Source organism: Micromonospora sp. NPDC007271 (assembly GCF_040634005.1).
Taxonomy (GTDB): Bacteria; Actinomycetota; Actinomycetes; order Mycobacteriales; family Micromonosporaceae; genus Micromonospora.
This window is the reverse complement of the sequence record NZ_JBEYER010000116.1, coordinates 1-20039: the sequence shown is the minus strand read 5'-3', so window position 1 is coordinate 20039 and position 20039 is coordinate 1. Positions and strand designations below refer to the sequence as shown.

Annotated in this window: 19 protein-coding genes and 1 pseudogene; 8 read left to right on the top strand and 12 right to left on the bottom strand. The window is 69.0% G+C overall.

The genetic code is table 11. The features are described 5' to 3' along the window. Positions 1-225 precede the first annotated feature (225 nt). Together ABZ570_RS29420 and ABZ570_RS29415 are read right to left on the bottom strand one after the other, a co-directional pair. Positions 226-861, bottom strand: coding sequence for a hypothetical protein (locus ABZ570_RS29420; RefSeq protein WP_358070648.1), 636 nt, complete (start codon positions 859-861; stop codon positions 226-228). Between the two features lie 255 nt (positions 862-1116). Then, positions 1117-1308: pseudogene (locus ABZ570_RS29415) on the bottom strand (ISAs1 family transposase); the annotation flags it as partial. On the opposite strand from ABZ570_RS29415, the gene ABZ570_RS29410 reads away from it, so the two are divergent. Further along, a complete protein-coding gene (locus ABZ570_RS29410; RefSeq protein ID WP_358070646.1) occupies positions 1262-1465 on the top strand; it encodes a hypothetical protein in 204 nt (67 codons plus the stop codon). The pseudogene ABZ570_RS29415 and the gene ABZ570_RS29410 sit on opposite strands and share 47 nt — an antisense overlap. Before the next feature lie 283 nt (positions 1466-1748). Here the strand turns inward: ABZ570_RS29410 and ABZ570_RS29405 are convergent, their stop codons facing one another. After that, positions 1749-1907 carry a hypothetical protein gene (locus ABZ570_RS29405; RefSeq protein WP_358070644.1) on the bottom strand — a complete coding sequence of 53 codons (159 nt, stop codon included), beginning with the start codon at positions 1905-1907 and terminating at the stop codon, positions 1749-1751. A gap of 1179 nt (positions 1908-3086) precedes the next feature. Between ABZ570_RS29405 and ABZ570_RS29400 the strand changes: the two genes are divergently transcribed. From ABZ570_RS29400 to ABZ570_RS29390, 3 genes are all read left to right on the top strand, one after another. Further along, the gene (locus ABZ570_RS29400) at positions 3087-3332 is read left to right on the top strand and encodes a hypothetical protein (RefSeq protein WP_358070642.1); all 246 of its coding nucleotides are present in this window, start codon (positions 3087-3089) and stop codon (positions 3330-3332) included. 266 nt (positions 3333-3598) lie between these two features. After that, on the top strand, positions 3599-3730 hold the full coding sequence (locus ABZ570_RS29395; protein ID WP_358070640.1) for a hypothetical protein: 132 nt from the start codon (positions 3599-3601) through the stop codon (positions 3728-3730). A 43-nt stretch (positions 3731-3773) separates the two neighbouring features. Further along, positions 3774-3962 carry a hypothetical protein gene (locus ABZ570_RS29390; RefSeq protein ID WP_358070650.1) on the top strand — a complete coding sequence of 63 codons (189 nt, stop codon included), beginning with the start codon at positions 3774-3776 and terminating at the stop codon, positions 3960-3962. Between the two features lie 15 nt (positions 3963-3977). On the opposite strand, the gene ABZ570_RS29385 is transcribed toward ABZ570_RS29390, so the two are convergent. Further along, positions 3978-4370, bottom strand: coding sequence for a hypothetical protein (locus tag ABZ570_RS29385; RefSeq protein WP_358070638.1), 393 nt, complete (start codon positions 4368-4370; stop codon positions 3978-3980). Between the two features lie 51 nt (positions 4371-4421). On the opposite strand from ABZ570_RS29385, the gene ABZ570_RS29380 reads away from it, so the two are divergent. Beyond that, positions 4422-6062, top strand: a complete 1641-nt coding sequence (locus tag ABZ570_RS29380) for a RecQ family ATP-dependent DNA helicase (protein WP_358070636.1) — start codon at positions 4422-4424, stop codon at positions 6060-6062. A 181-nt stretch (positions 6063-6243) separates the two neighbouring features. Here the strand turns inward: ABZ570_RS29380 and ABZ570_RS29375 are convergent, their stop codons facing one another. The 5 genes from ABZ570_RS29375 to ABZ570_RS29355 all read right to left on the bottom strand — a co-directional run bounded on the left by ABZ570_RS29375 (position 6244) and on the right by ABZ570_RS29355 (position 9831). Further along, entirely contained in the window at positions 6244-6573 is a 330-nt protein-coding gene (locus ABZ570_RS29375; RefSeq protein ID WP_358070634.1) for an STAS domain-containing protein, read from the bottom strand. Next, positions 6570-7094 (bottom strand): ATP-binding protein, encoded by a 525-nt coding sequence (locus tag ABZ570_RS29370; RefSeq protein WP_358070632.1) that lies wholly within the window; start codon positions 7092-7094, stop codon positions 6570-6572. Before ABZ570_RS29370 ends, ABZ570_RS29375 begins: the two co-directional genes overlap by 4 nt. Before the next feature lie 272 nt (positions 7095-7366). Then, the gene (locus tag ABZ570_RS29365) at positions 7367-8047 is read right to left on the bottom strand and encodes a hypothetical protein (RefSeq protein WP_358070630.1); all 681 of its coding nucleotides are present in this window, start codon (positions 8045-8047) and stop codon (positions 7367-7369) included. 161 nt (positions 8048-8208) lie between these two features. Next, entirely contained in the window at positions 8209-9294 is a 1086-nt protein-coding gene (locus ABZ570_RS29360) for a hypothetical protein (protein ID WP_358070628.1), read from the bottom strand. A gap of 186 nt (positions 9295-9480) precedes the next feature. Beyond that, positions 9481-9831 carry a hypothetical protein gene (locus ABZ570_RS29355; RefSeq protein ID WP_358070626.1) on the bottom strand — a complete coding sequence of 117 codons (351 nt, stop codon included), beginning with the start codon at positions 9829-9831 and terminating at the stop codon, positions 9481-9483. Positions 9832-10696: 865 nt separating this feature from the next. Between ABZ570_RS29355 and ABZ570_RS29350 the strand changes: the two genes are divergently transcribed. Then, the gene (locus ABZ570_RS29350) at positions 10697-11449 is read left to right on the top strand and encodes a cell division protein DivIVA (protein WP_358070624.1); all 753 of its coding nucleotides are present in this window, start codon (positions 10697-10699) and stop codon (positions 11447-11449) included. A gap of 390 nt (positions 11450-11839) precedes the next feature. On the opposite strand, the gene ABZ570_RS29345 is transcribed toward ABZ570_RS29350, so the two are convergent. Then, a complete protein-coding gene (locus ABZ570_RS29345) occupies positions 11840-12169 on the bottom strand; it encodes a hypothetical protein (RefSeq protein WP_358070622.1) in 330 nt (109 codons plus the stop codon). Positions 12170-13728: 1559 nt separating this feature from the next. Between ABZ570_RS29345 and ABZ570_RS29340 the strand changes: the two genes are divergently transcribed. Continuing rightward, positions 13729-15204 carry a protein kinase gene (locus tag ABZ570_RS29340; RefSeq protein WP_358070620.1) on the top strand — a complete coding sequence of 492 codons (1476 nt, stop codon included), beginning with the start codon at positions 13729-13731 and terminating at the stop codon, positions 15202-15204. A gap of 472 nt (positions 15205-15676) precedes the next feature. Here the strand turns inward: ABZ570_RS29340 and ABZ570_RS29335 are convergent, their stop codons facing one another. Together ABZ570_RS29335 and ABZ570_RS29330 are read right to left on the bottom strand one after the other, a co-directional pair. Then, positions 15677-16714 (bottom strand): hypothetical protein, encoded by a 1038-nt coding sequence (locus tag ABZ570_RS29335; RefSeq protein WP_358070618.1) that lies wholly within the window; start codon positions 16712-16714, stop codon positions 15677-15679. Between the two features lie 339 nt (positions 16715-17053). After that, positions 17054-17260, bottom strand: a complete 207-nt coding sequence (locus tag ABZ570_RS29330) for a hypothetical protein (RefSeq protein WP_358070616.1) — start codon at positions 17258-17260, stop codon at positions 17054-17056. A gap of 1561 nt (positions 17261-18821) precedes the next feature. Between ABZ570_RS29330 and ABZ570_RS29325 the strand changes: the two genes are divergently transcribed. Continuing rightward, entirely contained in the window at positions 18822-19133 is a 312-nt protein-coding gene (locus tag ABZ570_RS29325) for a hypothetical protein (RefSeq protein WP_358070614.1), read from the top strand. Positions 19134-20039: the final 906 nt, after the last annotated feature.

Below are 20039 nucleotides of genomic sequence, written 5' to 3'. Positions count from 1 at the left end.
CGGCCTCACCCGTTTCTTTCGCCTCCATAGAGGCCGAAAACGTCTCGAAACTCCTCGTCAACAGCCCGCTGGCCGACTATGCAATCGCCCTGGAACAGGCCCGCTCCGTGGTCTCCCGGACGTACGCTCACCTATCAGGGGAAGATCCAGGTCACAACCCTGCGCCACGATCCTTTGGTTCGGATGCCGTAACCTCGGCTCCACCATGTGCCGTTGAGCAGATGATCACGCCGCCCGTCTGGCAAAGATCCTTTTCTGAGCCTCAAGGTAGTGGCGCAGGACGACAACGCTATCGTTCTCGGAATCGGCCGCGTCTCCTAGAACCTCGTCCGGCTCTATGGAGTTAGCCTCGGCAAGTTTTCGCGTGTAATCGCCAACGAGGTTGACTAGCGTTTTCCACTGCTCGAACGAAAGATCAACGGTGATAACGCCGTCGACGGAATAGGCTTGCACCGCATCCAGGTCGGAAATGAGCTGGCTGACGACGCCGACGTCTAGTCGTCCTTCGCGAGCTGCTTCCAGGTAAGCGCGCAACGAGGCGTTGAAGTTCTTGAGGCAGTCGGGGATCGCACGCTTGCGTTTCCTTGCGGCGATCAGCGTAGCGCCTCCAACGACTGCCACTCCCGCGGCGGTGACCCCGACGATGACCCACGGGTTTCGTAGCCCGCCTCTGAGACTCGCTACAGCCCGCTCTGCTTGGTTCTTTACCGGGCCGGCGGCCTCATCCAGGTGCTTGACGACTTGTCCCGTGGTGGCATCTCGAACCACGCTGCCGATGCGGGACAATTCTCGCGTGGCTATTCGAGCCTGGATCTCCGGCGGTATGTGAAGGTAGACCTGCTCGATCACCTGATCGATCACTGCTCGTCCTCCGCCGCAGACCCCTGGTTCCTGGCATCCAGGTCGGCTTGATTGTAGAGGTTCGTGATGGCTCACGGAACGACACACGCTCCCAGGGCCCCGGCAAAGTCGTCAGGTGATGCCGAGTAGGGCCAGCGGGCGGGTGCTGTCGCGGGCGTGATGGCGGTTGGCGGCGGCGATGTTGGTGATGCCGGCGGTGCGCAGTGCGCCGATGGCGGTGTTGCGTAGGGCTGCCATGACTTGTGCTCCGGTGCAGATCTGGGATCGGTCTTCGTCGTAGGTGACGTCTTGCATCCAGTGGATCTTGTTCTCGATCGACCAGTGGCCGCGGATCCACCGGGCCAGTTGGGTGGGTCTGGCTTCGTGTACGCGCAGGCCGGTGATGGCGTAGACGGTCTCGGTGGTGAAGCGTTTCGGCTGGTCGAGGCGGTGTCTGGGGCGGCGGATCTGCGGGGCTTGGGGCGGCGTGCGGGAAGTCGATCCCGGCCGCGATGGTGAGGAATGTGTCGGGGGCGGCGCGGCGGAACGGGTGACCGACGGTGTGGCGCTGGGCGTGACGGAACGGGTGACCTTCGGTGTGGTCCTGGGCGTGGCGGAGGAGTAGCGCGGTCTTCCCGACTGGTCTCACCCACGCGGCTTCAACACGTATCGGTTGGGCTGGCGACAGCCATCTGGGGTATCCAGGGGGAGCCTGAGGGACTCACCCAGCCGTCGTCAGGGGCAGCGCGGGGTCCCAGCCCAGAGCAGACGACAGCGTGAAGGATCACAGCCATGTACGGCAGCCGTGGCAGACGGCATCATGGGCTGACCGGCCGTGAAAGCCAGCGACAGCTGAGGTCCCCCTGGGGACCGTTGCATTGTGGGACCGGGGACGTGTCGAACCCGCGTCAGGTCTGCCGGTCGATCGCTTCGGCGAGTTCGGTGAACGCAGCGGCGACCTGTTGCCGGCGGGCCGTGGTGGGCGCACCGGCTGAGCTGGCCTGCGAGACGTGCTGATCGCGGTAGCCCTGCCGCTGCACGCTGTATGCGGCGGCCCAGGACCGCATCACCGGCCACCTCGACGGCGCCATCGCAGCCGGCCTGCACATCGTGCGGTGGCGCCGAGGGCGTGGATATGGTCCCGAATAGAGACAGATGTAACGGTAGGGCTCGGCGCGGCGCAATGTAGACGGATGGCCGATGCCGGCATCTACTGTGACAGGGGCGGAACCTTCCACCCCTCCCGACCCCCGAGGGCCGTTCCGCCCCTGTCGCCATCGGCACGGGGCGCGCCGGCCAGCTGCCGTGCGCGGTCGAATCCGGCAGCCGGCCGATAACTCTGATCGGTCCGACTCCGGCCAGGCCCGCATAAAGGACTTGCTCCGCGGTCAGGAGTTTGCACTCGATGTGGACAGCAGCGTGCGGGGCGCCTGCCGCGCCGAGCTGGCCCACGGTGCGTAGGTGGGCGACAAGCATCCGCCACACGAAGGGATCAGCTGTGAGCACCGCTGCGGCGTGGTTCCGCACCGGTCCCGGCGAGAAAGACACCACGGGATGTGGGCGCGCCGATGCCGGCCGGCGGGCCTCGCCGGCGTGTGATCGGGAAGCCGACGCCGTCGAGCCGGACTTTCAACGCCACGCCGGGCGGAGGCACGCTGGGCGTTCTCGTTCGGTGTTGAGTCCACCTCCGCCCGCAGCCACGGCGGTCACTGACAGTCGCGGCGAGTTATCAGATATCGATGGAAGGGTCGGCGCCTACGGGCTGTGGTCAATTAACGACATGATGTAGAGAGATGCGATAATTCGGAAAGAGAGGTTTTGCCCACGGTAGACCGACACTAGACTGCTCACCCATGTCGTACAGCAATTACGACCCTAACGACCAACAAGACCGGTTCCACCCCAAACCCGCGCCACCCCACACCCCACCAACTCAGCGGATCGCGTACGTGGACGCAGACCACGGCGACGGCTTGGCGGCGTCCACCCCACCCGCGGCGCACTACCCTCAGTACCCGACGCCGTACACCCCGCCTGCGGCGCACTACCCCCAGTCCCCGACGCCGTACACCTCACCCGCGGCGCACTACCCCCAGCCCTCGACGCCGTACACCTCACCCGCGGCGCACCACCCCCAGCGCCCGACGCCGTACACGCCACCTGCTTATACACCGCCGCCCTACGCGGCCCCGCCGGCGTCGCCACAACGGGGGCGGACGGATACCGCTACCATCGTCGCCCGCGTCGTGGTCGGCGTGACCGGCAGTGTTGCTTTCATCTTTGCCTTGCACATATTCTTTTCGTTGGCCAAGGCCAACCAAAACAACGACTTTGTGCAGCTTGTGTACGTGCTGGCCAAAGTGTTCGTACTAGGGTTCGGTGACGTATTCACGCCGAACGACGCCAAACTTGGGCTCGTTCTCAACTACGGGCTCGCCGCGCTGGTGTACTTGGTCATTGGCAGGCTGATCGCCCGGGCACTCCGACAGTAGCCATCCACCAGAGCTGGCCAGCATCCAACTCCACGGGCCACTCCGCCCTGCAAAGCAGTGACTCCTGCACCGATCAATCAGGAGAGGCGGGACCGTAAGAAGGTGTAACTCCTGGTCAAGGAGCAGCACCTGACGCCCGAGGGAACCGACGACCGCAGTGGATCCTGCCGCGGTGGCGAAGGGACCGGAACGACGGCGGAGATTGTCGACGCGGGCCTGGTCACCCCAGTTGGTGGGGCAGGCCCGCGCCGCCGAGCTGCAGGTCCATGGGCGAGATTGCGGACGGCTTTGGTGACCAGGGCGGCGAGGGGATGCTGGTGGCGCCCACGATCCGATTCCGACGGCACATCGCGCACGTCCGGCTCGACGTGTCGCGAGGTGCCGCTGGTGACGACTGACTAGGCTCGGCGGTCGTACGTGCGTGCTAGTTCGGTGGGTGATGTGCGTTCGGTTGAGCCGGTGATCGTGGGTTGGATCTTCCGTCCGGAGCGTGCCGACAACATCGAGGAGCACGTCGGTAAGCAGGTTCGCTCTGTTGGCAAGGCGGTCGACGATGAGGGCCGGGTTGCGGTGGTGTTGAGTGACGGAACGTGTGTCCGGGCATACCGCCACGAGGTCGTTGTCGGGTAGCGCAGCTCCAAGGAATCAGTGCTTTCGCTCCTGATCGGTTGACTGTTGGTCGGGGAGGACGCCGGTCCAGACGTATATCCACGGCGGGCCGCCGCTGCCGGCGATCGACTCCAAGTCGTATACGCCGTTGAGGTCCGCGTCGAGCAACTCGCTGCCGTACTCGATCCACAACCAGGTCTGATCGATCGTTGCAGGGGGCACGCCGTTCTCGTCGACCGGCACCAGCAGGGAGCGGCCATCCACCGGCCCTCCGAGACACGGGACGTCGGTCTTCGCCCACATGTTCTGATCATCGGCCGCGATCTGGCCGTGCCTGGCGTGTTCCACCAACGCGAACCCCACGCCGGCCGCCGCCCTGCTTCCGTGGGTCGCCGTCCGGGCACGCTGCTGATCCTCGCCTCGCATCACGCAGGTGGGATGATCAAGGTCCGTATGTGAAGTTGGTTAACATGCCCGGCGATGATGTTTCTTCTTCGCTCCCTGCGGCTGCGCCGCGCTGCCCGTAGGCATTTCGGTTGGCAGAAGCTGCGTCCCGCCCAGCTGCGTGCGATGTGCACGCTGTTGGCCGGCCGCGACGCGCTGGTCGTGCTGCCCACCGGGGCCGGGAAGTCTGCCGTGTATCAGGTCCCCGGCATGCTGCTGCGGGGCCCCACGGTGGTCATCTCGCCGCTGTTGGCGTTGCAGCAGGATCAGGTCGGCAACCTCAACGAGCGGGGCGATCCGGCCTTGCGGGCGGTTCGGATCAGCTCAGCGGAAAGCCCGAGCAAACAGGCGGCAGCGCTGGCCGAGCTGCGCTCGGGTGCCGCGAAGTTCCTGTTCATCACGCCGGAGCAGCTCAGCTCGCCGGAGCGGCTGGCCGAGGTCCACGCGCTGCGTCCGGCGCTGGTGGCGGTTGACGAGGCCCACTGCATCTCGTCGTGGGGCCACGATTTCCGCCCTGACTACCTTTCTCTCGGTCACCTCATCCGCGGCCTGGGCCGCCCGCCGGTGGTGGCGCTGACCGCCACGGCCTCGCCGCCGGTACGCGAGGACATCACCGCCCGGCTCGGTATGCGCAAGCCGCGACTGATCCTGTCCGGATTGGACCGTCCGAACCTGTTCGTCGCCGCCGCGCATTGTCCCAGCGAGGACTACCGCTGGCGGAGGCTGCTCACCCTGCTCAAGGAGGCCGACCCGCCCGGCATCGTGTACGTGCCGACCCGGCGCGCCGCCGAGGACCTCGCGCAACGACTGTCCGACGCGGGTCATCCCGCGCAGGCATACCACGGCGGCATGGCGGCCGGGGTGCGCCGCCGTCGTCACGAGGATTTCCTCGCCGACCGGGTGCCGATCATGGTTGCCACCTCGGCGTTCGGCATGGGCATCGACAAGCGAAACATCCGCTGGGTGGCACACGTGGCGTTGCCCGACTCACCGGACAGCTACCTCCAGGAGATCGGGCGGGCGGGGCGCGACGGTGAGCCGGCCCAGGCGTTGCTGCTACACCGAGCTGAGGACGTTGCCCTGCAGCGCTTCTTCAACGGTGGCGCGCCCGACCTGGGCGAGCTGCGAGCCGTCGCGGCCGCCCTGCATCGCGGCCCGGTCACCCGCACCGCGCTGGCAAAGGTCACCGGCCTGAGCCAGCGCAAGGTCGCCAGCCACATCAGTCTGCTTGAGCAGGTGGGTGCGGTAGCGACGGGGCCGAAGGGTGAGCTCAGCGTCGCTCGGTATGCGCCCCTGCCCGATCAGGCGGCTCGGGAGGCGCTGGCCGAGTACGCCCGCTATCAGGCCGGGCAGCGGTCGCGTACCGACATGATGCGCCGCTTCGCCGACAGTTCGGGCTGCCGGATGCAGGCGCTGCTGGGCTACTTCGGAGAGCAGTTGAGCCACCCCTGCGGGCACTGCGACAACTGCCACGGCGGCACCTCGGAGGTGCTCCCCGAAGACGGGCCGTACCCACTGCACAGCACGGTGCGGCACCCAAAATGGGGATCAGGCATGGTCCTCGGCTACGAACAGGACCGCATGACCGTGCTCTTCGACGACGTCGGCTACAAGACCCTGTCAGTCTCCGTAGTACAGGCGCAAGGCCTGCTGGCACTCGACACGAATCGCGGCTAACCAGCTAACCTCTTCGCCCGCCGCGCCGATGCCGCAGCCATCAGTCTGCTGCGTCCTGTGCGGGGCGCATGCGCCGATCGAATCGGCCCCTTGGGGTAGTCGCCATGCCCGCCCCTACACCGATTGCCATAATCGTTATCTCGCTGGAACGGACGTGCCACGTCCCAGTTGCAGAGGGCTCCTACGGGCGGCCGGACTTGACGGTCAGCGCTTTGAGCACGCCGGTGACATCGAGAACCCGGTGGACCTGGGGGCTGGCGTTGACCAGCGAAAGGTGTCCTCCGGTTGTCGCCGCCGTGTTCCGTGCCGTGATCAATGCGCTGATGACGCTTGAGTCGATGAAGGTCACCGCGGCCGCGTCGACCTCAACGACGTCGGCGTTATCGACCGCCGCGTGCAGGAGGTCCTGCAGCCGCGGGGCGTCGTTCATGTCGATTTCGCCCGACAGCACAACCGTTCTGCGGTCGCCTTCGGCATGGATCTGGTGTTGCCAGGTCGGGTCCGAATTCATTCCTTTTCACCCTCCATCGCGGACGCTTCGACCATACCGTCCGTCTTGGCGGCAGCGGATTGCTGCGGCACGGCGGCGGCCGTCTGACGGGTCAGGCAGACGCTCACTGTGGCGGTGACCCCGTCGGGTCTTCGGGTCAGCATCAACGCGCCGGTCAACTGATGGGCAAGCCAGAGCCCCCGGCCGCCCGGCACGTGCACCGGCGGCAGGTCCACCGGCAGCGCGTCACTGCCCGCGCCGTGATCGGTGACCTCACACACCAGAACGTCGTCCACCTGCCGAAGATCCAGGTGTCCTGACCCGCCGCCATGGCGCACCGCGTTGGTCACCAGTTCATGAACGGCCAGCACGAAATCATCACTGTCGTCGCCGGACAGGCCGGCGGCCGTGACCCGCGCGGCGAGCAGGTGCCGCAGCGGGGTCACTGCCTCAGCGGTGAAGTGCTGCGACAGCAGCACGACCGGCCGGGCCGCGACGTGCCCGTTCACCTGATCATCTTCGCCGAGCTGCCCGTCGTTCATGACTGGCACGCTACCTATCCCCGACGGGTCCGCCACCGTTGCCGGAGGCAAGTATCTGCAGGTTACAAGCCATGGACTCTCAAACATGAGGCGGACTCGGGCTGGCGGGCCGAGCCGGCCGCGGTAGATGGGTGTGCTCGGCGTGTCGGCCTGATGAGGCGAGCAATCGAGGGCGCGTTGCCGGACGTGTTGCGGGCGATGATCTACGTGGTGTCCGTCCTGCGAGCCCCCTGACCGGGGTGGCGGGAGCCACCCCGGTCAGGTCGAGTGGATCAGCGCAGTGCCCAGCGGGTTGATGGGTTGTTGCGGGATCGGACGAGCGGACGCCGCGCGGGCGAGCAGGTGTTGCGGCTGGGCCGACCGGCGAGGAACGGCGAGGCCCGCCACATCGCGTAAGTGGTGGTGCGGCCGTCGAGCGGGATGGAGTCCCGGTGGGTGTAGCCGTGCTGCTGGAACAGGTCGCGGTCAATGTCGGTGAAGACCTCCGCATAGGTGGGCAGGCTGAGGGTGTCCATCCACTGCTGTGCTCCGGCGAGGACCGCCGCGGCGCGGCCCGATTCCGCCGGGCCTGGCGCAGCGAGCAACGCCAGGTGGTTGTGCGCCTCGGTCGGGCGCCGCGCGGCGAGGGCCTGGTCGAGGAGGCGGAACCTGTCCAGATGCTCGCCGCATGCGTCGGCGAGCCGGTCGGTGTAGTGGGCGGGGGGCGGGATGGGCCGGTAGCGGTGGAACCAGATGGTGGCGGCGGTGCCTTCGGGGAGCAGGAAGGCGTCGCCGAAGAGCAGCGCGTGTTCGGTCCAGATCCGGGCCACGGCGGCGATGATGGCCGGCCGGCGGTGCTCGTCGGGGACGAGCCAGGCGCCGAGGGTGGTGGGGGAGAGGGTGTCGGTAATGAGATCGGCGATCCGGCCGGTGTCGCTCCAGCGGGCGCGGACGACGGGCATGGTCACGTTCATGGGAAAACTCCTGGTCACCATGGTGATCGGGTAGGTCGGGGAGGATGCCGGCGTCGTCGCGGGATCGCCGCGGGCCGGCGCGAGCCACTGAGGGCCGTCAGGGACACGGGGTACGCGGAGGCCGTATGGTGCCGCGCGACGGCACGCAAACGGCCCGCCGGTCAGGCGGGCCGGGTGCTCGGGCGGGGCGAGCGGGAGGGCAGAGTGTCACCGCCGGTCGGGTGGCCGCGGTGCCCGGCCAGGCTGGGCGGCGTCCACACCGACCCGGGGGCGTCGGCCAGGCTCCCCTGGGCGACGCCGGACGAGCCGGAGCCACCGGTGCCCGGGACGGGCGTGACGGGCGCGGAGTCGGCGTCCGGCCGAAGCGGGTGCGGCCTGTCCGGCCGGGCGAGGCCGGGCGGGGATGAGAGCTGTGGTGTGGTGTGCCAGTCCGTCGAGGTGCTGGTGGGGGTGGGGCCCGAAACGGGCGCAGCCGGTTGGCCGAACGATCCGGTGCTGGGCCTGGCGCAGCGGGCATGGTCGGCGCCGGTCACGCCGCTGCCGGCCGTGCAGGCTGGCTGCGCGGGGGCGGGTGGTGGCGTGGCCACCGGGCCGGTGGGCGGGCCCAGCAGGTCGGTCACCGGGTCGAGGATCTCGAGCACCGGCTCCAGCTCCCGCCACACGGGGGAGAGGATCGGGGTGAGCGGCTGGGTCACCGGACGGAGGGCATCGGCCGCCGGGGCGAGCACCCCGGCCCGCAGCGGGTCGGTGACCGGGCTTAGCGCGTCGGCCACCGGGGTGAGCACCCTGGCCCGGACCGGCTCCGTGACCGGGCGGAGGGTGTCACCCACCGGTGCCAGCAAGGGACGTCGTCGGGTGGTCGGACGGCTCGCATCCTCGACGGCGGGAGTCGGCGTGCCGACGCGCACGGGGTGGGCCAACGGTGGGGTGACCTGGCTCGGGGCCGGCTGGGCTGGCGGATGGCCCGGCACCGGGTGAGGGTCGGATCCCCTCGGCGGCATACCAGGTGCCGTTTCGCCAGCGGGCCCCTCCGGTGCTGGCGGTGGTGTCGTCGTGCCGAGGATCGGGCGGAGCACGCCGGTGAGCAGGTCGACCGCGGCGTCCACGGGCGCGGCCGGCGGACGGTCGGCGGCGTGGGCGGGCGCAGTGGCCGCGCCCTCGTAGATACCCCACGCCACGACGACCCCGCCGAGCAGGAGCCCGAGGCGCAGCGCGACTCGCGTCCACCGCCCGCACCGTCGAGTCATCCGCGCGCTCCTCCGACCGTCAGCCATCGCCGCCGATCAACGCCCGACTGTACCGAATGGGGTCGGCTAATCACAGCCTGCCAGTGATTGGCCATCGGGCGCGTCGCGTCGCGGCCAGGCGTGGACGCTCCCGCCGATGGCTACCACCGAGACCATGAGCGTGAGCCGCCGAAGATCGCCCCGTCGTCAACCCGCCACCCGGGCGGCCGGCGCTGAGCGGTCGACGCCTTGGCGGGCGCCGGGCTGACAGGCCCCGAACGGGTCGACGCCGCAGTCGTCCTCGTCGGACACGTCCGCAACCAGGTACAGGCCGAAACCCGGATCGTCGCCGACGGCAAGCGCAACTGGCCATGGAGCTGACCCAGACGATGCGCGAGCACGCCGCTGGCAACCCCTGCCTTCATCGAAGCCGACGACGGAGCGTTCGGCTCCCACCGCAACGACGGCTTCCAGTTCGGGCTGCGCTGCATCCTTGACGGCATCGCCGCGACCATCGCCACCCGCGTGGCCCTGACGTAACGGCACCGCAACCCGCACCGCCTTACTGTGGAGAGAGCGGGCTGAAGCACCCGTCGGGTGTTCCACACCCCGGGTGGCGGGTGGTCCGGTCGAACAAGCCGCAACAGGAAGTACTCATGGTTGAGCCCACACCGTCAGTCCCAGCTCCGCCGCCTCGGTCACGCCGGCGCTCCGCTGCCATCGCCCTCTCGGAACCCACAACGGTGGCCCGCGACGTGGAAGATGCCGCCCAAACGGCACAACCGGCGCCGGGCGAAGGACGAACTGCGAGGTGCCGGCACTGTCAGCAGCCCCTCTTCCATGACTGGCTCTGGGGGTGGATGCATGAGGGCCGGCGATACCTGTGCCAGGATCCGGCCACGGGCGAGTTGCTGTGTCAGCCCGCTACTCCCGCCTGACGCCCCTGCCGCATGCGCTGCGGCTCCTACCCAACCCTGGCGCACGAGAAGCCGATGTGCGCCGTGACGCCTGATCGGAGGGCTGGCAGAACAGTCACCAGGTCATTGCCCTGTTCGTTCGGCACCCGATCCGACTCAGCCGCACTCAGGTGCGGCCGTGGCTGACACGTCGCGTAGTGCTCGAACCTGTGCCCCAACCCCAACCCCAGCTGCCAGTCTGCCCGCCCGCCTCGGTCGCGTTCGTTGCGGCCGGGGTCGCCTGCACCCAGGGCGCGTACAGGAACCTGACACGGCCTGGCGAGAGGCGTTCGACACGTTAGGGTCCGACACGGCTCATCGGCGCCGGTGTCGCGGAGACGGACGGCATCGCGTCGATCGGCCATGCCCCGGCGAGCAGCAGCTGACAATCCCGGAGACGACCGATGAGCGCGACCCCGACCAGCAGTTACGACGCAACGGAGGTCCCCACTCCGACGAGGGTGCGGATGACCGCCGACCGGGTACGCCGCTGGCAGTTCCACACCACGTCGTTCACCCGGAGCGGATACGACAGCGCCGAGGTTCACCGCTTCCGCATCCAGGCCGCCGATGAGCTCGACCTGCTCGCGACTGAGATCGCACACCTGTGGGCCGAGAACGAGCGACTCGCCGGTCACCTCGAGCTGCACCGGCACGGGGTGATCCCGAGCCATGACGCGGCCGCGAAACTGCCCACAGCTAACGAGGTCAACCTGCTGTCCGAGGCGCAACGGGAAGCCGAGCAGATCATGGCCCAGGCCCACGACTACGCGCACCGGGTCGCCGAGTACGCCCGCACGCAATACGACAAGACCATACGAACGGCGATCGACAGCGCCATACCGGAGGCACAGCGGGCGACGCACCACAACCGCCGCGGCACCGGGGTAGTGGACGCCGATCCGGCAGCCGAACGGAAGGCGTTGCAGGTCGCTGGCGATGCGATGATCTCGCAGATCCGGGCGGTCGCCCGGCATCTCGACGACGGGAGGCAACAACTTGCCCGGACGCTCGACCGTCTCGCCCCTAAGCCAACGGAAGCTGAGGTCACGGCGGGCGCACCTGGGCCGGCTGCTCCGCCCCCCACGCGCACTGCTGCCACGATTCAGTCAGACCGCGTCCGGGTGATCTCAGCAGACGCGCCAACCATGGCCTTGGCCGTGATCGACCCGGCCGACGTAAAGGCTGGCGGAGCGAGCCAGCCATCCAGCCGCGCCTAAACGGACCTTTGCCTCACCGAGAGCGCGTTTCGATTCTCCGGCCGAGGCCGTCCATCCGAGATCGGTGAAGCCGGAGCCGATGCTGATCGAAATGCGTAGCGCGCAGACCCCCGGCTTTAGCCGTGGGGTTGGCGTGTCAATGTCGGATCACATCGATGCTGGCGCTGCACATCGTCGTGTCACCACTCGCCGCCTTCCGGTTGACGGCTCGGCCCCTGTCGTCCCCATGGTGATCCCGTCGTCGTTGGCATATCGGGCAGAACCTATGGGACGGTCACCCGGTCACCCGGTCTCCCGTGCAGGCGAGGACTGGCAGGGCCGGGAGGAGGCCGGGCAAGAGCGCAACCCGTGCGCGCACTCCGACTCGCCGGACCCACGCCTGCAGCGGTGTCAGCGGGCGGACAAAGCCTGTGCAAGTTGCGTCGCTCCAGCGGCGAGGACCTCGTAACCATCGACGGTGACGTCGTCTTCTTCACGGAGGCCGATCAGCTTTTCAGCGAAGTCCCGCAGCTTCTCGCGCGCCTCGTCCGTGTGCTCGTCGGAAAGCTTCTCGTCCACCTCGCGCAGCCGCTTACGCAGCTCTTTACCGGCATCGCGGCGAAGGTGCCCCTGCTGCTCCAGGCCGTCGATCGTGGTCTGCAGTGCCGCGATGAGCTCCGCCGGCTGGGCGGTGCGCCGCGCCTTCGACGACCGTGATGGGGAGGCGGTCGGAGAGGGCACGCTGCCTCGGTCGTGGGCAGGTTGGTGGGCGGAAGGGATCCGACGTCGGCGGACTGAGGCAGCACCAAAGCCGGTCCCGACTGTTCGGTGTTGTCGCCGCCCGCGAAGGCAACCATGAGTACCGCGGCCACGATCGCGACGACTGCACCCGCGACCGCCACCCACATCACGCGCCGCCCGTCGCCACAGGCTCGTGTTGGCGCTATCCCGTGCTCACCAGAGGCAACACGGTGGTGGGATGCACGTCGTGGGTGCGTGGATCGGACGTGGCGGACACGCCCGACATCATGACAGAGCCACGGACGGTGGCGGAGCAGCCGAGACGCCTACCTTGATCTTCAACCCGTGGTGGTCGGGCGGCAGCCCCGCCAGATCATGGAGGCGGCCCCTTGGTTGAACATTCTTCTTGTCTGCCAGAATATGATCAACACCTGGCCGGCCGTGAAGGCGCCCGACGTGAGCTTTTGCCTCGGGGAAGTAGCCAGGTCAGCTTGATGGGGTGGGACGGGGCCTGTCGAAAAGGGAAGGTGTCGGGGAGGTGCACCGGGGGTGGTCGCCACCCACGCGGTCAACTCGGCCTGGGCCGCTCTTGCTCGCCCTCGCCAAGTCCGCCGGTGCCTGGTCGACCAGGTCGCCGTCGTTGACGGCGCTCTGATCCCAGCCGGGGCGGCTTCGGCCGCTCCCATTTATCGGGAGGCGGGAGATTCCGCGTCGCGCGGGCAGATCGTGCCTGGGAGATGATTGCGCTGCCTCGCCGCCGGTTAGAGGGGTGCGGTGCACGGTCACTGGCGTCGACACGGACGAGGAGGTCCTGAATGCACCTGCACCACGTCAAGGCGCTTCTCATGTGCGCGAGCATGGGGACCTTGGTGAAGTACTGTCTCCCCCTCTCGCAAGAGGTACCGGTCGGATTTCGCTGCCAGCCAAGCGACCCGGTAGAAGGTGACGGTGGACTTCCAGCGCTGTGCCCGTCGTGCCGGCTCTTGGCCCTAGACCCACGACGGTTGCAGGCAGAGGTTGCCGGGCAGGTTGCACGGGGTTGGGCTCAGCACGAGCGGATCGGAGCGGTGGTCGTCGGTTGCTAACGACACCGATGGCCCCGGCGGGAGGAATATTCCATCGCGCCGCCCCCGACCGACTTCCCGGAGTCCCGCCGGTGACGGCAGGCATGTCGGTGAGACCAAAGGGATGGCGCCGGCGGCCAGCCAGCACCCCAACCTCCTAGGATGCTCTAGGGGGAGGGGTATGCACTTCCTCTGCGTGTCACCCGGTGCCGTTCGACCCTGGCCAGGGTGGTCTGGCGTAGCCAGTGGGTGGAGATGCTTTGCAGGCCGAGCCCGGTCCGAGACTTCCGGCCCTCTCTGAACACCTACCCCGGGTCGTCGCGGCGGCCGGCAGCGATGCCGGCCGATCGTTTCCTCCGTGCCCATTGCGCGTTGACCAACTTGGGGGACCGTCCACCATGAGGAACTCCTGGCGATTCGTCCGATGACCCCGATGCCGGCCGTCGCGTCACCACCCCCCGTGTAGCGGCGCGCAGGGTTGGAGCAGTGAGACGCGTGCTGAGACGTCTGCTGGATGGCCGCTACCAGACCGAGGAGCTGCTGGGTAGCGGCGGCATGGGTGAGGTGTGGCGCGGCCGCGACCTGCGCCTGGACCGCCCGGTGGCGATAAAGGTGCTCGCCGCAGCCGGCCTGAAGGAGCCGATGGCCGCGGAACGCTTCGACCGCGAGGCCCGTGCAGCGGCCGGGCTGACCCATCCGCACATCGTCGCGGTCTACGACTTCGGTACCGAGGACAACGACTCCTACCTGATCATGGAACTGGTGGAGGGGCGGACCGTGTCCGCACTGATCGCCGACGGTCCGCTCACCGTCCTGCAGGCGTTGTCGATCGCCGTACAGACCTGCGACGGGATCGCCGCCGCGCACGCGACCGGGGTGGTGCACCGTGACGTGAAGCCGAGCAACCTGATCGTCAACGCCACCGGCACCGTGAAGATCTGCGATTTCGGCATCGCCCGCCTTCCTTGGACAGAGGGGGAGAACACCCTTACCGAGCCGGCGACCAGGCTCGGCACCAGCTCGTACATGTCTCCCGAGCAGGCCCTCGGCCAGCCGGTGGATCACCGTACCGACCTGTACGGGCTGGGCTGCACCCTCTACGCCATGCTCGCCGGCGGGCCGCCGTTCGTCGGCGAGCCTCTCAGCGTGCTGCATCAGCACGTCAACGAGCCACCCCAGCTGCTGCGCGAGCGCCGGCCCGACGTACCCGCCGAGCTGGGCGCCCTGGCCGCCGAACTGCTGGCCAAAGATCCCGCCGACCGGCCACCCGGCGCGGCCGAGGTCCGGGACCGCCTCGCAGCCCTGCTGCCCCGGGCAGGCACGCCGGTTCCCCTCGTGCCGGTCACGCCGGCGGACCCGGGCCGGCCCGGACGGTCCACGCCGCTGATCGCTCTTCCGCCCAGGCAGGGCCACCGCCCGGCATGGCATCGACGCGAGGCGCTGCTGACGGCGGCCCTGCTCGGCGTCGCGCTGCTCGCCCTGGCCGGCGTCACGCTGCTCGACCGCGACGACCACACCTCGATCACGGAACCGACCACGCCGCCGGCATCGGCCACCGCCGCCGTGGCGTCCCGCGTTCCGGCTGTGCCGCTCACCGTCGCGCCCGCCACGCCGACCCTGCGGGCCGTCGCGTCCGCCACCCACAACCCGGCCAGCCTGACACCGAGTCCTCGGGCCACCTCCCGTAGGCCGAGCCCCACTCCACCCGCTGACCCGATCGCCGTCACGCGCCAGTCGATCCGGGAGCAGGTGGAAGCCGGACGGTTGAACCCGGATGCCGCAAAGGACCTGCACACCAAGGTGGACGCGATCGCGAAGGAGATCGCCGACAGCGACCCAGACCAGGCCGAGAAGCAGCTCAAGAAGCTACGCGACAAGCTCGGCGAGCTGCGACGCAACGGCAAGCTCACCGCCGACGGCTACGACGTCCTGACCGCCAACGCCGACCGGATCGCCGCCGACCTGCGGTAAAGACATCGAGGTAGCCCGCCGCCGAGCGGATGAAAGAGCCAGCAAAAGCTCGTCTTCCTCATCGCACTCTCCGCGAGCTAACCCGCCGCAGCGTAGCCGACTGACGATGCGCCAATCGGCAGCACGGAAGCCCACTCGGCCCGAGCTTCCACGCCGTCGGCCAGGGCGACCTTCGACTCGTAGTGCCAAGGTCGTCCCCCTGCATTCGTTGTGCCTGTCCTGCACCCAGGGCCCGATCCCGGTTGTCCCGACGATGGCGGGGAAGAGACGCGTATGAGTGGCGCTCGCGGTGTGGGCGGATGGGGCTGGAGGGGTGTGTCCACCTGGCAGCGGCAGCCCGGACGTTCTCCGGGCTGCCCGCCTAGCGCTGCAAGAGAAGGAGATCGAACGGCATCGGCAAGCCGATAGATGCCTGATGTGGTCGTAGGGTGCCGGACGGAGATCGGGCTATCGGTGGCGGGGCCGCGGGTGGTCAGCGGTAGCAGCGCCAGGCGTACGGGTCGCCTGGATTCGATGTCCCTGCATAGGCGCCCGAACCGTACGTGTCGCGGCAGGCGAGGTCCATGTCGACGACGGACGCGGAGAGAAGTCTCGTGCATTGCCAACGGCCGTCGTTGCGGGCCTCCGCTGAGCTCCCGGCGGCGTGCCGATCGCAGTACCCCTGGACCATGTTCGCCACGCCATCGCTGCTCGATGGGCCGAGCAGGAGTGGACTCGGGCTTCGGGTCTGGGTCGGCGTGGCGGAACGGGTGACCGACCGTGCGGTGCTGGGCATGGCGGAACGGGTGACCGACCGTGTGGTCCTGGGCGTGGCGGGGGAGCTGCGCGGGGTCGCGGAAGTCGGTGTCGCCGACGGCATCTCCGGGAGGGCAATCGGCTCCTCAGACACCTCCGGCGGGATGGTGGCTATCACCAGCGGCCGCTCGCCTTCCGGCGGCTGGCCCGACCCCCAGGTAGATGCAAGAGCGCAGAGCAGCGCCCCCAACGCGAGCCCGCCGACCGCGATCAGCCAGCGCCGCCGGCTGGCTGGCCTCGGGTGGGCGTCAAGTTCCGGGGTGTGCAGCACTTGGGTCGCAGCGTCGTCGACCGCCTCGGGGTCCTGCGGTGCGGATCCGCCGTGGCGGTACTCGTTGGGGCCGGCGTCATCGTCGTGCGGGAAATGCTCCTCTTGGGCGTAGCCCACGTCCGGTAGGAGGTGTGTGTCCTGCAGCCCGGCATACGCGTCCTCGCGCACGGGACCGGCATCGATCGGTCCGTAGGGCGCCTGGGCCCGGCCCTCCCACGAGGCCTCCTCGTGCTCGTCGTCCCGGTCGGGCTGGTCGGGCTCGTAGCCCGCCGGTTCGGGGTCGGCCACCGGGTCGGACCCCCGGTATGCGTGCTCGTCCTGACCGTCGGCCCCGTCGTACTGCTCGTATTCCTCGTACTGCTGGTCTGCCCGGTGCCTTGCGTGCCCTCCTTCATGCTCCTGGCTCGTATCCTCGGGCCGGTACGACTCCTCGTACGGGGGCACGTCCTCGCGCCCCTGCGGCGCGGCAGCCTCCGGCCACTCCGAGTACGTGTCGAAGTCGCCTCCTGCCGGCCTCGTTAGTTGAGCGATCCAGCTGTCTACGTCACTTGGGTCGTCATGAGCTTGGGCAGCCCCTTCGGCGGGGCGAGCGGTCGATCTCTCGGCCACGGTCGCTGGCCTCCTCTGAACGCACAGGTGCGGACAGCTAGCTGACCATACTCACCATCAGCCAAAAGTCCAGCCGACCCATCCCACGAACAGACGACAGACCGCCCCCGCTGCCGTCCGGGCGCTGCTGGATCGAGCTGCCAGGACCGGGTGATCGCCGACCGCACGCTGCCCTCAGCCATCGGCCACTCCACACCGCGCAGCAGCTCCCGAGACTCCAATCACGCCCCGGGCCGCAGCGGCGAGGACGGTGCGGCGGTGTCGCTCGTCGGGGACGAGCCAGGCGCCGAGGTCGGTGGGGGAGAGAGCGGCGGTGACGAGATCGGTGATTCGGGTGATGTTGCACCACCGGGCCCGGACGACGGGCATGCTCACGTTCATGGGTAGCTCCTGGTCACCATCGTGATCGGGGAAAAGTCGGGGAAGATTGCCGGGGTCGTCGCGGGACCGGCGCGGGCCACCAGGGCCGCCAGGGCATACGGGTGCGCGGAGGCCGCCGGTGCCGTAGGGACGGCACGCAAACGGCCCGCCGGTCAGGCGGGCCGGGTGCCCGGGCGGGGCGAGCGGGACGAGAGAGCGTCCTGTCGGTCGGGTGGCAGTGGCGCCCCGCCAGGCTGGGCGGCGTCCACACCGGCGTCGGTGCGTCGGCCGGGCTCCCGTGGGCAGAGCCGGACGAGGCGGAGCCGCTGGTGGCGAGGGTAGGCATGGCGGGCCCCGAGGCGTCCTCCGGCACAGTCGGCGGACGGTCGGCGGCGTAGGCGGCCGCAGTGGTGGCGGTCTCGTGGGCGCCGCACGTCAGGGCGACCCCGCCAAGCAGGAGCCCGAGGCGCAGCGCGACTTGCGTCCACCGCCCGCCTCGTCGAGCCACTTCGGCACATCTCCGACCTTCGGCCATAGCCGACGATCAACGCCCGCACTCTACCTAATGCGGTCGGTCGATCACAGTCTGACGCTGGGTGGGAGTCGGGCGCGTCGCGTTGGACGCGGAAGCTCCGGCCGATCCAGCTTGCCTGAGCCGGCCATGGCTGCCGCAGGCAACAGGCAGTGCTGGGTGCTGGCTCGACATGTGGCCGTGGCCGGGCGGCAGAGGGCATCTCGCCGTTGAGGGCGATCGAGATGATTACGAAATGGTTGATGCATGAGGGTTCCGCCTCGTGCCCCTAGATCACCCTCGTGCATCCGCGAAAGAATTCTTCAGGTGAGACGGTGGCTGTGGGCGATGACGCTTGGGGTGGCGGCGGCAGGGGTGTCCCTTGTCGCTGACGCCGCCCACGCCGACCCGGCTCCGCTGCCAGCCATTCCCCTGGTGGACGCCACCGTACGGCCGCAGATCGTCGAAACGCTGCTACCGAAGGTGATCAAGACGCCGCCGACTGGTGGGCTGGAATTGCCGCCCGTTAAGCCACCGGCCGCCACACCAAGCGGTACGGCCACGCCAAGCGGTACGGCCACGCCAAGCGGTACGGCCACGCCAAGCGGTACGGCCACGCCCGTCGCCCGGCCCTCGCTCCGGGCCCCCACCGCAGCGGCGTCGGCTCCCGCGTCTTCACCCCTCTCGACGCTGCCCCTGTCGCGATCGCCGGCACCTGCGGCCTCCTCTCCACCGCCGAGTCCGGCCCAAACTCCCGCCCGGCTGCGGCCGCAGGCGGCCGTAGCCGCCGAAGCGCCGCCGGCAGGCCCTCCCGCCGGTCCTGCACCTTGGCTGCCGTCGCTGTGGCTGGTGGCAGCGTCCGCGCCCGCGGTAGCCGGCGTGGCTGGTGTCGACCTGCCGGGGCCCTGGGCCGCACTCGGCTCGCCGTTGTCCACGCCATCGCTGTGCCGAGGTGCAACGGCGGCCGTCCTGGACACCCGTGCTGTGAACCGGCCCGTGGAACGTGCCCCTCCACCACCGCGGCACCTCCTGATCACCCACGCAGATAGGCGACGTTGATCAGGAGAGGTCATGGAGATAGCTGTCATTTGGGTTCCCGACGACATCGAGCCGCTGGAGCCCGCCCTTTCGGCGTGCTTCTACCACACATGCCGGCGCGGCTACCGGCTCGCGGCGATCGTCCGGGCGCCGCGGGAGGCGCTCGAGCAGACGATGATTGATGTGGAGGTGGACGTGGTCGTGATCGCCGACCGGGCACACCTGCCAGCGAACCGATCACCGCGGATCGAGGTGGCCCCCGAGTTGCCGGCCCACCCGCTGCCCGTGGCGGGCAGCCAGGCCCGGCAGATGGCATCACGCCGCTGCCGCCCGCACGTCAGCTGACACCGATTCATGCGCCCCGCCCCGTTCGGGGCGGGGCGCATCCATTTGCTCAAGCACTCGGCCAGGCAGACGACTACTGGAGGGGCCCGATCGCCGACCACATGGCCGCCCGGCACGCGGTATCCGCCTGGATCGTCGCTCTGTCTGATAGGGCTGTCGGCCGCCCCGGCCGCCGTCTACGCGGGCCGGGGCGCCGGCGTGGTCAGAGTCGGGGCCTGCGCGCAGGGTGTCAGGTGCGGGGCGCCGCGACAGCGGCCTGAGCGCTGGCGCGGCCAAGCGAGATGAGCTGCTCTCGCTCATGCCTCGCTATGCCGCCGCCCATCGCCGAACAAGATCAAGGACATCGCCTCTGTCAATCAGGTGAACTGGGCAGGACCAACAAGGCAAACTCCATGACGGGAATAGTGACCAACTGGCCGAGCGCCGGCATCGCCCGCAGGAACCGACCTGGGCCGGATGCGGCGAGGTGACCAAGCCGATGGCCCATGTCAAGGTTGCTTGGACCGGGCTACACAGGAAAGATGCACTTTGTGAGGCGGCTATTCCGCGACGCAGCACCCCGGGACGGACGTGTCAGCGCCAGCCGATGCGAACTGTGCGGCACCCACATCGACGGCGCCACAGCATGTGCTCTGATCCCCACACCGAACGGTCTTGACGCTCTGCCCGGGCTCCAGGGGCGGCGGATGGTAGTTGCGTGCAGCGGAGACCATCTGGCAGCGCTGCTCGCCGAGCGCTGCCCAGCGCCCCGCTGACCGAATGTTCGATTGGAAGGCAACTGCGCTCCTCGTCACCACCGCCAGGCCAGCCGCCGCTCGGAACGCGTCGCACCGGTGGCGCTGGGTTCGGTTGTAGCCGACATGGTTGCGGGCGCCGAGCGTCAAGGCGATGGGCTGATAGTGGTGC

What these genes read in the sequence shown, in the direction of transcription:
- ABZ570_RS29375 (WP_358070634.1), bottom strand. Translation starts at nt 6,573, where the DNA reads ATGAATTCGGACCCGACCTGGCAACACCAGATCCATGCCGAAGGCGAC.
- ABZ570_RS29350 (WP_358070624.1), top strand. Translation starts at nt 10,697, where the DNA reads ATGACCGCCGACCGGGTACGCCGCTGGCAGTTCCACACCACGTCGTTC.
- ABZ570_RS29395 (WP_358070640.1), top strand. Translation starts at nt 3,599, where the DNA reads ATGGGCGAGATTGCGGACGGCTTTGGTGACCAGGGCGGCGAGGGGATG.
- ABZ570_RS29325 (WP_358070614.1), top strand. Translation starts at nt 18,822, where the DNA reads ATGGAGATAGCTGTCATTTGGGTTCCCGACGACATCGAGCCGCTGGAG.
- ABZ570_RS29380 (WP_358070636.1), top strand. Translation starts at nt 4,422, where the DNA reads ATGATGTTTCTTCTTCGCTCCCTGCGGCTGCGCCGCGCTGCCCGTAGG.
- ABZ570_RS29370 (WP_358070632.1), bottom strand. Translation starts at nt 7,094, where the DNA reads ATGAACGACGGGCAGCTCGGCGAAGATGATCAGGTGAACGGGCACGTC.
- ABZ570_RS29330 (WP_358070616.1), bottom strand. Translation starts at nt 17,260, where the DNA reads ATGAACGTGAGCATGCCCGTCGTCCGGGCCCGGTGGTGCAACATCACC.
- ABZ570_RS29365 (WP_358070630.1), bottom strand. Translation starts at nt 8,047, where the DNA reads ATGAACGTGACCATGCCCGTCGTCCGCGCCCGCTGGAGCGACACCGGC.
- ABZ570_RS29360 (WP_358070628.1), bottom strand. Translation starts at nt 9,294, where the DNA reads ATGACTCGACGGTGCGGGCGGTGGACGCGAGTCGCGCTGCGCCTCGGG.
- ABZ570_RS29405 (WP_358070644.1), bottom strand. Translation starts at nt 1,907, where the DNA reads ATGCGGTCCTGGGCCGCCGCATACAGCGTGCAGCGGCAGGGCTACCGC.